The sequence below is a fragment of the Citricoccus zhacaiensis genome, assembly GCF_014645315.1.
GTDB lineage: Bacteria > Actinomycetota > Actinomycetes > Actinomycetales > Micrococcaceae > Citricoccus > Citricoccus zhacaiensis.
In genome coordinates, this window is sequence record NZ_BMLQ01000002.1 from 372921 (window position 1) to 388092 (window position 15172).

12 protein-coding genes and 1 tRNA gene are annotated in these 15172 nt (G+C 68.9%); 3 read left to right on the forward strand and 10 right to left on the reverse strand.

Going from position 1 to position 15172, the window contains the following annotated elements; all coding sequences use genetic code 11:
- Positions 1-15 precede the first annotated feature (15 nt).
- The gene (locus IEX49_RS05130) at positions 16-303 is read right to left on the reverse strand and encodes a cell division protein CrgA (protein WP_188804819.1); all 288 of its coding nucleotides are present in this window, start codon (positions 301-303) and stop codon (positions 16-18) included.
- 214 nt (positions 304-517) lie between these two features.
- On the opposite strand from IEX49_RS05130, the gene IEX49_RS05135 reads away from it, so the two are divergent.
- Positions 518-1210 (forward strand): anthranilate synthase component II, encoded by a 693-nt coding sequence (locus IEX49_RS05135; protein ID WP_188804821.1) that lies wholly within the window; start codon positions 518-520, stop codon positions 1208-1210.
- Positions 1211-1278: 68 nt separating this feature from the next.
- Here the strand turns inward: IEX49_RS05135 and pknB are convergent, their stop codons facing one another.
- From pknB to IEX49_RS05170, 7 genes are read right to left on the reverse strand one after another with little or no spacing between them, the layout of a single operon-like run.
- Entirely contained in the window at positions 1279-3426 is a 2148-nt protein-coding gene (gene pknB, locus IEX49_RS05140) for a Stk1 family PASTA domain-containing Ser/Thr kinase (RefSeq protein WP_188804823.1), read from the reverse strand.
- 55 nt (positions 3427-3481) lie between these two features.
- Positions 3482-5269, reverse strand: a complete 1788-nt coding sequence (locus tag IEX49_RS05145) for a protein kinase domain-containing protein (protein WP_188804825.1) — start codon at positions 5267-5269, stop codon at positions 3482-3484.
- Positions 5266-6714 carry a penicillin-binding transpeptidase domain-containing protein gene (locus tag IEX49_RS05150; RefSeq protein ID WP_188804827.1) on the reverse strand — a complete coding sequence of 483 codons (1449 nt, stop codon included), beginning with the start codon at positions 6712-6714 and terminating at the stop codon, positions 5266-5268. Before IEX49_RS05150 ends, IEX49_RS05145 begins: the two co-directional genes overlap by 4 nt.
- Positions 6711-8126 (reverse strand): FtsW/RodA/SpoVE family cell cycle protein, encoded by a 1416-nt coding sequence (locus IEX49_RS05155; RefSeq protein WP_188804829.1) that lies wholly within the window; start codon positions 8124-8126, stop codon positions 6711-6713. The genes IEX49_RS05150 and IEX49_RS05155 overlap by 4 nt, the downstream gene beginning before the upstream one ends.
- Positions 8126-9697 (reverse strand): PP2C family protein-serine/threonine phosphatase, encoded by a 1572-nt coding sequence (locus tag IEX49_RS05160; RefSeq protein WP_188804831.1) that lies wholly within the window; start codon positions 9695-9697, stop codon positions 8126-8128. Before IEX49_RS05160 ends, IEX49_RS05155 begins: the two co-directional genes overlap by 1 nt.
- Positions 9698-9702: 5 nt before the next feature.
- Positions 9703-10254 (reverse strand): FHA domain-containing protein FhaB/FipA, encoded by a 552-nt coding sequence (locus tag IEX49_RS05165; protein WP_188804833.1) that lies wholly within the window; start codon positions 10252-10254, stop codon positions 9703-9705.
- A complete protein-coding gene (locus tag IEX49_RS05170; RefSeq protein WP_188804835.1) occupies positions 10251-11174 on the reverse strand; it encodes an FHA domain-containing protein in 924 nt (307 codons plus the stop codon). Before IEX49_RS05170 ends, IEX49_RS05165 begins: the two co-directional genes overlap by 4 nt.
- 268 nt (positions 11175-11442) lie before the next feature.
- Between IEX49_RS05170 and IEX49_RS05175 the strand changes: the two genes are divergently transcribed.
- Positions 11443-11526, forward strand: a tRNA-Leu gene (locus IEX49_RS05175).
- 101 nt (positions 11527-11627) lie between these two features.
- Here IEX49_RS05175 and IEX49_RS05180 read toward each other — a convergent pair.
- Together IEX49_RS05180 and IEX49_RS05185 are read right to left on the reverse strand one after the other, a co-directional pair.
- Positions 11628-12833 (reverse strand): glycosyltransferase family 4 protein, encoded by a 1206-nt coding sequence (locus tag IEX49_RS05180; RefSeq protein ID WP_188804837.1) that lies wholly within the window; start codon positions 12831-12833, stop codon positions 11628-11630.
- Positions 12834-12851: 18 nt separating this feature from the next.
- Positions 12852-14180 carry an NAD-dependent epimerase/dehydratase family protein gene (locus IEX49_RS05185; protein ID WP_188804839.1) on the reverse strand — a complete coding sequence of 443 codons (1329 nt, stop codon included), beginning with the start codon at positions 14178-14180 and terminating at the stop codon, positions 12852-12854.
- Between the two features lie 384 nt (positions 14181-14564).
- On the opposite strand from IEX49_RS05185, the gene IEX49_RS05190 reads away from it, so the two are divergent.
- A complete protein-coding gene (locus IEX49_RS05190) occupies positions 14565-15134 on the forward strand; it encodes a YceI family protein (RefSeq protein WP_188804841.1) in 570 nt (189 codons plus the stop codon).
- The last annotated feature ends 38 nt before the right edge of the window (positions 15135-15172 follow it).

Consider the following 15172-nt stretch of genomic DNA (forward strand, 5'->3'; position numbering starts at 1 on the left):
CAGGGTAGGAAGCGTCTAGCGCCAACGCGTGGTCATGAGGAAGCCGACGCAGGCGATGCCGAAGCCGATGCCGATGTTCCAGCCACCGGCCTGCGGGAGGGGGGCCACGCCCATGGTGAGGTAGTAGACGACGATCCACAGCAGGCCGACGATCATCAGGCCGAACATGATGGCCTTGTACCAGGTGGGCAGGGGGCCCGGCTCGGGCTTCTCCGCGCGCAGATCGGCCCGGCGCTGGCTTCGTTCGGCCTGCGCAGCACTCTTGCTCTTCTGGCCGGTCTTGCGGGACTTCGACTCGGGCACTTCGATTCCTGTCCATGATGGTTCGGTCACGTCGCCGCACCGGAACCGGTCACGGCGTAGTCTGCTTCAGATGAAGTACTCGGCCCAGTCTAGCGGCGAACGTGGGCCCGCCCATGAGGCTGCCCCGGGGGCTCGCCGACCCCCCGATGCGCCGAGTACCTCCGGACCCGCCTCCGCTGCCCTGCCCGCCCGACACACGATGGGACCTCCGCTCATGACCTCCCCGACCGCATCCACCGACTCGGATCACGCCACCGTCTCCGAGGCCGTCTCCCCCGCCCGGATCCTCGTGGTCGACAACTATGACAGCTTCGTCTACACGCTCGTGGGGTACCTGCGGGAACTGGGGGCGGACACCCTCGTGGTCCGCAATGACGCCGTGAGCCTCGATGAGGCGACCGAGCTCGCGGCAGAGCGGGACGGGATCCTGTTGTCCCCCGGCCCCGGGACGCCCGCCGAGGCCGGCATCAGCACGGACATGGTCCGGTGGGCCGCCGAGCAGGGCAAGCCCCTCTACGGGGTCTGCCTGGGCCACCAGGCGATCTCCGAGGCGCACGGGGCCACCGTGACGCACGCCGAGGAACTCATGCACGGCAAAACCTCCCGCGTCGTGCACGGCGGGCACCCGATGTTCGCCGGCGTCCCGGACCCCTTCACCGCCACCCGCTACCATTCCCTGGCGGCCGTGCGTGCCACGATTCCGGAGGAACTGGAGATCACCGCGGAGACGGACGGCGGGATCGTCATGGGTGTGGCCCACCGCAGCGTCCCCCTATGGGGTGTGCAGTTCCATCCGGAATCCGTGCTGACCGAGGGCGGCTACCGGATGCTGGGCAATTGGCTGGAGTCACTGGGCATGGTGGGCGCGGCCGCCCGGGCCGATACCCTTTCGCCCGTGATGGGCTGACACTCCCGCAGCGGCCGATTGCGGCGAGCCTGCCGCTCAGCCGCTCAGCCGCTCAGCCGCTCAGCCGCTCAGCCGCTCTGCCCGCGACCCCGGTTGTTGCCCGGCCCGGTGGGCTGGGACCCGGAGGCACCGGCAGATGATTCCGACGGGCTGGGTGACTCGCTGGGTGAGCCGGATGCGGAGTCGCTCGGACTCGGGGAGCCGCTGGGTGATTCACTCGACGGAGACGGAGAGGTGGACGGTTCCTCGGGAGCCTTCGCCACCTCGACCGTGACGGACGAGTCCTGGGGCACCTCGGTTCCCTCGGGCTGTTCCTGACCGACCACGGTGCCCGGTTCCACCGGGGCCTCGCGTTCCACCTCGGAGACGGTCATCTGCAGGCCCAGGTCCTGGAGGGCCGCCTGGGCCTCCTCCCGGGTCAGGCCGACCAGATTGGGCACCCCCACGTTGCCGGAGGACATCTGCAACTCCACCGACGAGCCGGACCTCACCGTGGCTCCGAGCTCCGGGGAGGTGCCGACCAGCCGGTCGCGCGGGACGTCGGCCGAGGGGACATAGCGGACCGAGGAGATGGACAGGCCCAGTCCCTCGAGGGTGTCCCGCGCCGTGGCCTCCGACTGCCCGGCCAGGTCCGCGGGGATCTCCACCTGTTCGGGGCCGATGGAGATCAGGAGGGTGATCTCCTGGTTCTTCTGGACGACCGTGCCGCTGGCGGGTTCAGTGCCGACGGCGAGATCCCGTTGGATCTCGTCATCATGCACCTCCTCCAGGATGGGCCGCAGTTCTGCGGAGGTCAGCGCGTTCTGGGCCTCGATCTGGGTCATCTCGGCCACGGACGGGACCGTCACCTGATTGGCCTCCACCGTACGGCGGTTCAGCTCCTCCATCAGGAACCACCCACCGGCCACGGCGCCCAGGGCCAGGATGACCACGAGGATGGGCACCCAGACACGGTGTGCCTTGCGCTTCTTCGGCGGGCCGCCTGGGCGCGGCTCGTCGTCCAGGTCCAGCGGGTGGCGCGTGTTCTCCGGAGGTGCGGGCGGCGTGGCCGCGGTCGGGGCCGAGAGTCCCCCGGCCTGCTGACCGGAGTACCGGTCACCCGGGAAGCCCGTGTACCTCTCGGTCCCGGGCCCGGAACCAGAGTCATTCCCGACGGCGGCCATCGCCCTGGTCTCTCCCTCCGGCCGGGGAGGCACGGCCGTCATGGCCTCCGTGGCACCGTCCGGATACCTCCCGACGGCGGCAGCACCGGCGGCAGCTCCCGCGGCGGAACCGGCGGCGGAACCGGCGGAGGCATCGGCAACGCCACCGGAGCGGTCCCCAGCGGCAGCCGAGCGGGACGAGTGCTGCGCAGGGCCGGCGTCGGGCTGCTCCGCCGCGCGGTTCAGGCTGGCGCGGAATTCCAGGCCGGACTGGAACCGGTCCTCGCGGTCCTTCGAGAGCGCGCGGGAGACCACGGAATCCAGGGCGGGCGAGACGGTCGGGTTGAGCGTGGAGGGAACCGGAGGTTCCTCCCGGACGTGCTGGTAGGCCACGGCCACGGCGGAATCCCCCACGAAGGGCGGGCGCCCGGTCAACAGCTCGAACAGCAGGCAGCCGGCCGAGTACAGGTCCGACCGAGAATCCACGGACTCGCCCCGGGCCTGCTCCGGTGACAGGTACTGGGCGGTACCGACCACGGCCTGGGTCTGAGTCATCGTGGCGGCCGAATCGGACAGGGCGCGGGCGATGCCGAAGTCCATGACCTTCACGGCCCCGGACTTGGTGACCATGATGTTGGCCGGCTTGATGTCCCGGTGGACGATTCCTTCTTCGTGGCTGTAGTTCAGGGCGGCCAGTACCCCGGAGGTCCACTCGATGGCCTGGTCCACGGTGACATCGTCATGGCGCAGCAGGTCGCGCAGCGTGCGGCCGTCCACGAACTCCATGACCATGAAGGGGCAGGCGACGCCCTGGTAGGCGCCGTCCTCGAACCGTTCCTCGCCCGTGTCGAACACCGAGACGATGTTCGGGTGGTTCAGCGCGGCGGAGGACTGGGCCTCCCGGCGGAACCGGGACTGGAACTGCGGATCGCGGGCCAGGTCCGGGCGCATCAGCTTGATGGCGACCTTGCGGCCGAGTTTCTGGTCCCGACCCTGGAACACATCGGCCATGCCACCCCGGCCGATGAGGTCACCGACCTCGTAACGGCCGTTGAGGATGCGTTGATGTGGCACTGTCGTTCGTCCTGTTCTCGCTGATGATGCTGGCTGGCCGGGGTCCCCGGGCGGTCTAAGCCGCGGAACCCTCGTCCGGTCCCGTGGGGGCGATGGGACTCTCGGCACTTTGGGGGGCCGTAGTGGCCGTGGGCGTTACGGTCGGAGTCGGCGAGGTCTCGGTGGGACCAGGGTCCGAGGGTGGTGGGGCTTCCGTGCCCGTGTCCGTGGGGGTGGATGGGGCCGGCGTGGTCGGATCAGGCTGCGGGCCGGCGGAGTAGGTGACGATGATGAGTGAGCCGACCTCGACGTCGGTGTTGCTTGGTGAGAGGTTGATGACCGTCCCGGCGGGGGCGTCGTTACGGATCTCGGCGCCCTCTACTTCCATGCCCAGGGCGCGCAGCTCACTCGCGACCGTCTCGAAGTCGCGGCCCTGATAGGACGCGGCCTGGATCGACACGGTCTCCGGTCCCGTCTCGGTCGGAGTCGGGGACTCGGTGGTCGGTTCGGAGGTGCTCGGTGAGGGCGAGGCAGACTCTGACTCCGACTCAGTGGCCGACGAGCTGGCGGAGGTCACCGGTGCAGAGGAGTCCTCTTCACCGCCGGTCAACTGGGGTCCGAGCCAGATGCCGAGGATGACGAAGACGATGAGGGCAAGCAGCCCGATCAGCGGCCAGGTCCACGGGCTGCGCTTCTTGCGTCCGGCCGTGCGATCCAGCTGGTCGTTGTAGCCCTCGTCGTCCGGGTCCACGGAGTCTCCGGCGCGGTAGGCATCGGGATCCTCCGTGGCGGAGATGGCCCCGGCTGCACCAGCGCCGGCTCCTGCGCCGGCGGCCTCGGCCACGGGCAGTGCGGAGGTGCCCGTGCCCTCCGAGCCGGAGGCACCGCTGATGACCTCGGTGGCATGGGTGTCTGACATTCCCGAGTAGTCGACGGCTTGTGTGAGCGCTTGGGTCTGGGCGCCCTGGGCGGCAGCGGCCGCAGCGGCGGCTCCCCCGGTCAGGAACGGAATCATCCCGGGCACGGCGGCGGCAGCGGACGCCGTGTCCTGCTGACGAAGGGCCTCCGCGGCCTCGGCCAGGGCGGTGGCATTGGCCGGACGCTCGTGGGCCTCCTTGGCCAGCATGGACATGATCAGGGCCCGTACCGGCTCGGGGATGGTGTCCGGCAGGGGTGGTGGCGGGTCGTTGACCTGGGCCAGCGCGATCGCGATCTGGGACTCGCCGGAGAAGGGGCGGTGTCCCACGAGGCTCTCGTAGCCGATGACACCGAGGGAGTAGATGTCCGAGGAACCGGTGGCCTGCTGTCCCGTGGCCTGTTCCGGGGCCAGGTACTGGGCGGTGCCCATGACCTGGCCGGTGGCGGTCAACGGCACCTGGTCGGCGAGCCGGGCGATGCCGAAGTCGGTGACCTTGACGCGGCCGTGCGGAGTGATCAGCAGGTTCCCGGGCTTCACGTCACGGTGCACCAGACCCTGGGCATGGGCGGCGGACAGGGCACGGGCCGTTTGCGCGATGATGTTCAGGGTCCGGTCCGGGGAGAGCACCTTCTCCTTGTCCAGGATCGCCGAGAGCGGCGGTCCCGGGACCAGTTCCATGACGAGGTAGCCGGAGCCGTCCTCCTCGCCGTAGTCGAAGACATTCGCGACGCCGGGATGGTTGAGCAGTGCCGTGTGCTGGGCCTCCGCCCGGAAGCGGCGCAGGAAGTTCGCGTCACCGGTGTACTCCTCCTTGAGGATCTTCACCGCCGTCAGCCGGCCCAGGATCTTGTCCTTGGCCTTCCAGACCTCGCCCATGCCGCCGATGGCGATGCGCTCGGTGAGCTGATACCTGCCGCCCAGCGTGATACCCGATGTCGGCCTCACTGTGTGACCACCGCCTCCATGATTTCCTTCAGGTTGGTCGACGTCAGCTCACTGCCGGTGTCGAAGTCGATGTTCTGGTACACGATCGTGACGGCCACCTGCGGGTCATCGGCCGGGGCGAACCCGGTGATCCAGGAGTTGACCAGGTCGTTGTCCGCACCCAACTGGGCGGTGCCGGTCTTGGCAGCGATGTCCACGCTCTCGGACTGGGCGCGGTAGGCCGTACCGCCGTCGAGCGGACCGCGCATCAACTCCGTCATCTGCTCGGCGATCTCCGGGGTGGTGGAGCGCCTGAAGACCTCTGGCTGCACGTCCTCCAGCAGTGTCAGGTCCGAGCCACGGATCGTGTCGATCAGTTGCGGCTTCATCATCGTCCCGTCGTTGGCGATCGCGGCGGCGACCATGTTCATCTGCAGGGCGGTGGCCTTGACGTCCCGCTGCCCGATCGAGGACTGGGCCAGGGCGGCGTCATCCAGGTCCTCGGGGAACTGCGAGGCCGCCACCGTCAGGGGGATCTCGAAGGACTCGTTGAACCCGAAGTTCTCCGCCGTGGTCCGGATCCGGTCCTGACCCAGCTCCATGGCCGCGAGGGCGAAGGGCGTGTTGCAGGACTGCGCGAAGATCTCGGCGAGGGTGGCCTCGTCCATCCTGCCGCAGAGGCCGCCGCCGAAGTTGCCCAAGGGCGTGTTCGTGTTCGGCAGGGTGATGGAGTCCGGCACGTCGAGGACCTGGTCGGGTTGGTACTCGCCGGACTCGAGCATGGCCACTGTGTCGATGAGCTTGAACGTGGAACCCGGGGCCGGCAGGGAGGCGGTGGGCCGGTTGAGGTAGGGGCTCAGGCCCGGAACGGTCTGCAGCTCCGCCATGTTCGCCGAGGCCTCGGCCCCGCTGTGCGTGGCGAGCAGGTTCGTGTCATAGCTGGGCTTGGAGGCCATGGCCAGGATGTCCCCGCTCTCCGGATCGGTGATGACCACGGAGGCCTCCACCCCCTCCGGCATCACCGAGTAGGCCAGTTCCTGCATGGCCGGATCGATGGTCAGCTCCACCTGGGCGCCCTCCATCTGGGTGCCGGAGAACAGCTCGATGATGCGATCCACGAACTGGCCGTCCGAGGATCCGGCCAGATAGCGGTTGAGCTTGTCCTCGAGGCCCGTGGCGCCGTAGGTCAGCGAGTAGAAACCGGTCAGCCCTGAGTACAACTCGGTGTCGTGGTAGACGCGCTGGTAGTTGAAGTCGTCGTTGGACTCCACCGATTCGGCGATCGGGTTGCCGTCCACGAGGATCGGCCCACGGGCGGAGCCGAACTCCTGGTAGAGCTGCCGCGAGTTGAAGTCATTGTTCTTCAGGGCATCGGCGGCGATGACCTGGATGACGGAGATGGCCACCACGAGCACCATGAACATGGCGACGATGACGACCCAGGAGTTGCGGATGGCCTGGTTCATGCGGTGACCCCTCCTGCCGGCGTCTCGACCGGAACCCCGGACGTGCGGTCCAGGTGCCCTGATCCGGAGCCGGACGCGTTGACCATGGGACCGACGGCGACGGGCTTGCGCGCGGACTGGGACACCATCAGCACGAGCGTCACCACGATCCAGTTGGCCAGCAGCGAGGAGCCACCGGCCGCCATGAACGGCGTGGTGAGACCGGTCAGGGGGATCACCATGGTGACTCCGCCGATGACCACGAAACACTGCAGGGCCATGGTGAAGGCCAGCCCGGCGGCCAGGAGCTTGCCGAAGGCGTCACGGGTTCCCAGTGCGGCGCGCAGCATCCGGGTCACCAGCAGCACGAACAGCATGAGGATCGCGGACAGGCCGATGAAGCCCAGCTCCTCGCCGAACGAGGCGATGATCATGTCCGAGTTGGCGTAGGCCACGATATCCGGCCGCCCCCCGCCCAGGCCGGTGCCGAGGAGTCCGCCGGAGGCGAGACCGAACAGGCCCTGGACGATCTGGTAACTGCCGGCCCCGCGGTTGTAGACCTCCGGGTCGAAGGCATGGAGCCAGGCGTCCACGCGCAGGCCCACGTGGGAGATGGTGTTCACGGCGATCAGTCCGCCCACGGCCACGAGGACCAGGCCGAGGATGATCCAGGACACCCGGGAGGTGGCCAGGTAGATCATGGCCATGAACAAGCCGAAGAACAGGATGGCGGAGCCGAGGTCCCGCTGGAACACGAGCACGCCCATGGAGATCAGCCACGCGATCACCAGCGGGCCCATGTCCCGGAAGCGGGGGAAGGTCACGGGGCCGATCTTCTTGCCGGCCAGCAGGATGAGGTCCCGGTTGGCGGAGAGGTAGCCCGCGAAGAAGATGGCCAGGGTGATCTTGGCGATCTCCCCCGGCTGGAAGGAGCCCACGCCGAGGTTGATCCAGATCCGGGCACCGTTGATCTCCATGCCCAGCCCCGGGATCAGCGGCAACAGCAGCAGGATGCCGGAGGCGGCGAGGAACAGGTAGGGCCAGCGCCGCAGGACCCGGTGGTCCTTGAGCAGCCAGAGCAGGGCGATCGCCACGCCCATGGCCACCACGGTCCACATCAGCTGGCGGGAGGCGGCGTCGTCCCCCTCGGCCACGTCGATGCGGTGGATCATGGCGATCCCGAGTCCGTTGAGGGTGACCACGATCGGCAGGATGTACGGATCCGCATACCGTGCGCGTAGCCGCAGCACCAGGTGGAAGACCAGGGACATGATGGCCAGTACGGCCGCCTGCACCCAGTAGTCAGAGGTGATCTCGCGGTCCATGCCGAGGCCGGCGAGCAGACTGGCGCCGGTGCCGATGCACAGGCCCAGGAGCAGCAGCACCAGTTCGGTGTTGCGCCGCGGGCGGGGGGTGGAAGAGACCTGGGACATCAGCGATCACCTCCTGGAGGAGTGGATGGGGGCGTGGGGGTCGGACTGCCTGAGGGTGTCCCCGACGGCGAATCGCTCGGCGACTCGGACGGGGACGGACTCGGCGTGGCCGGTGGATCCGGGGTCACGGAGTTCTCCAGGTCGGCCACGATCTGCTGGGCGTGCTCGAGGTCGCGGGCCGGCAGGCCCGATTCGACGCGTTGACGTGAATATGCCGGCAGGTCCTCCAGCGCCACGTCCGTCTCGCTGTCGAGGTGGGACAACTGGATCGGCCCCAGCCGCTGGGAGACGCCGTTGTAGATGGCCACCCGGCCGTCCTGGGCTCCCACGTAGTACTGGGTCTGTGTCCACAGGTAGCCCCAGAGCAACAGCACGGCGAAGATCAGCGCCAGCAGGGCGGTGAAGACGGGGATGAACACGGAGCGACGCCGGCGCGGCCGCTCCTCGTCCCGTGTCCCGTCCCGGGTTTCCTCCGGTTCGGGCCTGCCGGAGCCCGCGCCGTCACCGAGACCGTCGTCTGAGCCATCGACCGGCCCACGATGGCCCTCGATGAGCTCTGAGGCAGCGGAGACCGCCAGCGGGTCGGGCAGGGCGCCGTCGGCCTGAGCACCGTGGCTGGCCGCGCCGGTCAGCAGGGCTGCCGCTCGCTTCTGGGTGCTGCGGCGGGTGACGATGGGGATCTTGCCGGTCTGGGTGGCCAGGTCGGCGGCGCCGACGAGCACGTGGGGCCGGGACTCCAGGTCCTCCCGCAACAGGGAGGCGGAGACGGGGCCGGCCTCGCCCGGGGTGGCGGCGGCGAGGGCCTGGTCGGAGAGGTGGGCGGGCGAGGGCAGGGCCGCCTCGGCCTCGGTGGCCTCGTCCACCTCCAGGGCCACGACGGTGACGTTGTCCGGGGCACCGCCGCTCAAGGTCAGCTCGACCAGTTCATCGGCCACGGCCTGCAGGTCGCTCCGGTGGCGCAGCTTCTGCTCGATCACCGAGGGCGGCACCACGGCCGTCAACCCGTCGGAGCACAGCAGCCAGCGCTCGCCGGGCGCGGCGTCCACGGCCGAGATGTCCAGTTCCGGGGAGGCATCCACGTCCCCGAGCACCCGCATGAGCACGTTCTTGTGCGGATGCGACTCGGCCTCGGCCGGGTCCAGACGTCCCTCGTCCACGAGCCGCTGCACGAAGGTGTGGTCGATGCTGATCTGTTCGAATGTGCCGTCCTTGAGCCGGTAGGCCCGGGAGTCCCCGATGTGCGCCACGTGGATGGTCCGCCCGGCGAGCAGCATCGCCGTGCACGTGGTTCCCATGCCGGCGAGCTTGGGGCTGGCATGGACCAGGTCGTTGAGGATCAGGTTCGCGTTCTGGATCTCGTCCGGCAGCACGGTCTCCGGGCTGGCATAGCCGGTGGCGTCCAGGGGTGCCAGGTCCAGCACCGTGGAGGCGCTGGCCACGTCGCCCCCCACGTGCCCGCCCATGCCGTCGGCCACGACGGCCAGGTGCAAACCGGCATAGGCAGAGTCGTCGTTCTTCGACCTGACCCTGCCCACATCGGATCGCGCAGCGAAGCGGAGGACCAACGGCATCGGCGTCAGGACCTCAGTTCCAGGACGGTCTTGCCGATCCGGATCGGGGTGCCCGGGTCCACGGCCACGGTGCGGGTCAGCTGGGAGCCGGAGACGTAGGTCCCGTTGGTGGAGCCGAGGTCCTCGAGGAACCAGCGTGAGCCCTGCGGGAACAGGCGGGCATGACGGCCCGAGACGTAGTCGTCGTCCAGCACCAGGTCGGCCTCTTGGGCGCGCCCGAGCAGGAGCGGTGATCCGTGCAGGTCCACGACGGAGCCCTGGAGTGGGCCCTCGGTGACCTGGAGCCGCGTCGGCAGCGGTCGGGCCTGTTGCTGGCCGGTGCTCTGACCTCCGGTCCCGGAGGCGGGTGCACCGCCACTGGGGCCACCACTGGGGCTGCCGGCCGTACCGGCGGCCGCGCCGGCGGCGACGGGCGCGGGGTTCTTGCCGCGGGGACGGACCTTGTTGCGGGCGCCGACCATGAGATCCCGCCCCTGCGAGGAGACGATCGAGATGATGAGGATCCACATGACCAGCAGCAGGCCCAGCCGCAGTGCGGCCACGGCAAGTTCACTCATGAGGCACCTCCCGGGCCCGGCGTGTCCCGCGCGGGCAGCATCCTGAAGACCATGGCAACACGTCCCATCGTGATTCGGTCACCGTGCCGCAGCACGGTGGAGCCGTCCACTTTACGGTCGTTGACGTAGATGCCGTTCGTCGAGCCCAGGTCCACCGCCATGACGGTGCTGCCCCGGGTGATGATCTCCAGGTGGCGGCGGGAGACGCCCGTGTCCTCCACCAGGATGTCCGCGTCGGCCGAACGGCCGAGCACGATCGAATCGGCGTTGATGCCGTACTTGCGGCCGTCGATCTCGAGCACGGGCTGCAGTGGTGCGGCTGCCGGTCGGGACGGCTGGGCCGGGCGCTGGGGGAACGGGCTCGGCGTTGGCCGGACCGCTTCCGCCGGCGCGGCGGGCGAGGGCGCGGGCCGGGCGGCCGGGCTGGGGATCGCGGACGCCACCGGCGGGACGGGAACGTCCCGGTCCACCGGAGCCTGGGACACGACGGCGGCCGAGCCGGTCCCGGAGGGTGAGGAGCCGGCGTCGTGCATCTGGTCCGAACCGCCGGAGCGGTCCGAGGCGGACTCGATGTCCAGCTTGCCGGCGCGCAGCGACGCCTCCTCCACGAAGGTGACGCGGACCGGGCCATGCAAGGTGTAGCCCTGGTCCCGGGCATGCCGGATGGCCTCGTCGCAGAGTTCCTCCGCCAGGGCGGAGCCCCATTTGCGGGCCAGTTCGAAGTCCGGGGTGGAGAACCGGATGATGAAGACGTTGGGCACGAAGGTGCGGCCCTCGGAGAGGACCATGGCCTCATCGTCCATGGTCAGTCTGAGGGCGTTGGCGATCTCGACCGGCTTGACTGCTCGGGAGCCGCCGGCCGAGAAGGCTGACTGCACAGCCTTCTCCAGGCCGCGCTCGAGGTTATCCAGAAGACCCACGCGGGGGTGCTCCTTTCCGCAGATGTCTGTGTCGATAGTACGCGGCACGCATGAGCAAACCGTGAGGAACAGGCCGGTGACGGGTCTCAATGCGGTTTCAATGCGATCTCCCAGGCAGGGCTCAGGCGCTCGGATGGCCTTCGATGTGCGTTCGATTGACCGCCGATTTGGGAATCCGCCAGGGTGGGGATAGGATAGATCCTGCTGTTCTGACCGGTACGAAGGATTCCATACAGGCCTTTCGACCGGGAAGACAGACCAAAACCTCGCGCGAGTGGCGGAATTGGCAGACGCGCTGGCTTCAGGTGCCAGTGTTCGAAAGGACGTGGGGGTTCAAGTCCCCCCTCGCGCACGCGAGTCAATACAGCGAAGGCCCCGGATCATGGATCCGGGGCCTTCGCTGTCCCTGGGACGCTGCGGGCCGTCAGCACGTGAGGTGCCACGGCGCCGGCCTCAGTCCACCGCCCGCGGCATCGGCTTGGCGAAGCGGTCCAGGAAGGGCCCGTTGAGGTCCCGGTGCCCGTGGCTCCAGTGTGTCTCGATCGCCTGCTCGTAGAAGCCCACGAGGGCCTCCGTGGCGGCACGCCAGGAATGCCGTTCGGCTTCGGCGCGGGCGGCCTCGCCCATCGAGGCCCGGAATCCGCGGTCTCCGAGCACGCGCGCCAGGCGGTCCACCCAGCCGTCGATATCGCCGGGGTCGACCAGGAAGCCGGTGCCGCCGTCGTCGATCACGAAGGGGATGCCGCCGGCACGGGCTCCGACCACGGGCACCCCGGAGGCCATGGACTCCAGCGCCACCAGGCCCAGGGTCTCCGTGGTGGAGGGGAACGCGAAGACGTCCGCGCTGGCATACGCCGCGGCGAGATCCGCGCCGGACAGGTAGCCCGTGAACACGGTGTACGCCGGGTCGAACAAACGCTCCAGGTCCTCGCGGTACGGACCGGAGCCCACCATCGCCAGCCGGGCACCGGGAATCCGCTCGCGGACACGGCGCATCGTTTCCACCAGTTGGTCGAGGTCCTTCTCGCGGCTCATGCGTCCCACATAGACCACCAGCGGGGCCTCGGGGTGGCCCGCGGTCAGCTTCTCCCGCATTTGGTCCGTGGCCTTCGAGGGGTGGTAGCCGACCGTGTCCACGGCCTTCGGCCACAGGTCCACCCGCTGGATGCCGACCTCACGGGCCCGGTCCACCATGGGTCCGGAGGTGCACAGGTTCACCTCCGCCTTGTTGTGGAGGAACTGGATCCAGGACTCGAGGGGGTGCCGGGCCCAGCCCACGCGCAGTGATTCCGTGTACTTCGGCACGTCCGTGTGGAAACTCGCCAGCTGGGGCAGGTCCCGCCGCCCGGCCGAGAGCACGCCGTAGGCGGCCAGCCAGATCGGGTTGACGGTGTGGACCACGTGCGGGCGGAAGGCCTCCACCCGCCGGGCGATGGCCGGCGTCGGAACTCCCACCTTCAACTCCGGGTACAGGTAGCGCAGCGAGAAGCTCCGCACCCGCACCACCTCATGCCCGGCATACTCCGCCGGCGGCTCACCCGGCGCGAAGAGCAGGACCTCGTGTCCCAGCTCCTCCAGCTGTTCCAGGGTGCGCACCACCCGGGTCACCACGCCGTCGATCTTCGGCAGGAAGACCTCGGTGAACATCGCGATGCGCATGCGCGGAGTCCGCTCCCGCTACTTCACCGGGGCATGAGCCGGAACAGCGGCCGGAACGGGGTCCGTCTCCGGGACCGGGGACGACGCCGGCCCGGCCGGGGGCGCTGCCGGGACGCCGGCCTGCTGGTCGGCGGTCCAGAGCGAGGTGGCGGGGATCTTGGACAGATCCGCGCGGTCCCGGTACTTCTCGGCGATCTGTTCGACCTCGAGCAGCAGTCCCTCGGACAGGGTGGTCGGGTGGAGTCCGAGGTCCAGGAACGTGTCGTTGACGACGTGCAGGTCGTTCTCGGCCGACTCCTTGCGCGGGTTCGGCACCATGGCCACCTCGGCGCCGGTGATCCTGCCGATCAGCTCGGCCAGGTCCCGCACCCGGTGGGTCTCCGTCATCTGGTTGAAGATCTTGACGCGCTCGCCCGCGGCCGGAGGGTTCTCCAGGGCGATCTGCACGCAGCGGACCATGTCCTGCAGGTGGATGAACGCGCGCGTCTGGCCACCCGTGCCATGCACCGTGAGCGGATGGCCCACGGCGGCCTGCATGAGGAAGCGGTTCAGCACGGTGCCGTAGTCCCCGTCATAGTCGAAGCGGTTGATCAGGCGTTCGTCGAGCTGCGTCTGGGCCGTGTGGGTGCCCCAGATGATGCCCTGGTGCAGGTCGGTGATCCGCACCGAGTCGTTCTTCACGTAGTAGGCGAAGAGGTGCTGGTCCAGGACCTTGGTCAGGTGGTAGATCGAGCCCGGGTTGGACGGGTACAGGATCTGCTGTTCGATGCGCCGCGGTTCGGCCGGCTGGTCGGACGGGCCGTTCACCTCACCGTTCGCAGCACCGTCCGAGTCGTCGTCTGCGGTGACTTCGATGTCCAGGTAGCCCTCGGGGATCTTCATGCCAGCGGTGCCGTAGCCGTAGACGCCCATGGTGCCGAGGTGGACCAGGTGGATGTCCACGCCGGACTCGACGATCGCGCTCAGCACATGGTGCGTGGCGTTGACGTTGTTGTCCACGGTGTAGCGCTTGTTCTTCGAGGACTTCATGGAATAGGGCGCGGCCCGCTGCTCGGCGAAGTGCACCACGGCATCAGGGCGCTCGGTGCGGAAGAACTCCAGCAGTCCCTCGTAGTCCTGGGCCACATCGATGAAGGCGAAGCCGATCTGGCGGCCGGAGACCTCCCGCCAAGCTGCGCGCCGTTCGGAGAGGGACCGGATGGGCGTCAGGGACTCGGCCTCGAGCTCCTCGTCGATCACACGCCGGGAGAAGTTGTCCACGATGGTGACCTCGTGGCCCTGGTCCGAGAGGTGCAGGGAAGCGGGCCAGCCGCAGAAGCCGTCGCCGCCGAGGATCGCAATCTTCACAAGTACTCCCAATGCAGGTTGTCGAGGGACCGATCACGGCGAGCCGCACTCGTGGTGCTCAGGCGGGCACCGTGGGTTGGCTGCCGTATCGGTCGAAGGGCTGCCTTGAGCCTATCCAAACGACTGAGACCCAGGAGCGGGTGAGACGCCCGGATGTCAGGGGATGCGCCGGGAGACCGGACGAAAGGCCCGGCTCCCCGCGGGGCCGGACCGCCGCCGTCGGCCGCCGTCCGCGGAGACGCCTCGATCAGTTCATCCGAAGTTCATTCCGGGGCCGGGAATAGTTCCGGGCCGACCGTGGTTCTATTGAACGTTCAACCAATATTGGTGGAACGGACGGGCTGCGGTCCGGACGCCACCGCATTCAACGCAAGGAGACCTCTCATGACCGCATTGACCCCCGGAACCTGGAACCTGGACGCCACCCACACCGATGTGGACTTCACGGTCCGCCACGCTGGCATCTCCAAGGTCCGCGGCACCTTCAACGCCGTCGAGGGATCGCTGGTCGTGGCCGATGACGCCACCGCCTCGAACGTGAACATCACCATCGACGCCAACTCGGTGGACACCGGCCAGCCGGACCGCGATGCCCACATCAAGGCCGCCGATTTCTTCGAGACCGAGGCCCACCCGAACATGACCTTCGTCTCCACCGAGGTCCGTGCCCAGGGCAACGACCCGCAGGAGTTCACCCTCGTGGGCAACCTGACCATCAAGGGTGTCACCAACCCGGTCGAGCTCAAGGCGGAGTTCGGCGGCCAGACCGTCGACGCCTTCGGCATGACCCGCGCCGGCTTCGAGGCCGCCGGGGAGATCTCCCGCAAGGACTTCGGCATCACCTGGAACGCCCCGCTGCAGGCCGCGGCCGGTGGCGTGCTCGTCTCCGACGCCGTCAAGATCCAGATCGACGCCTCCTTCGTCCTGCCGGCCGAAGAGGGCGCCCAGGCCTGAGCCTGAGCACGCCCCCGCCTGCAACGGCAGGCCAGAGC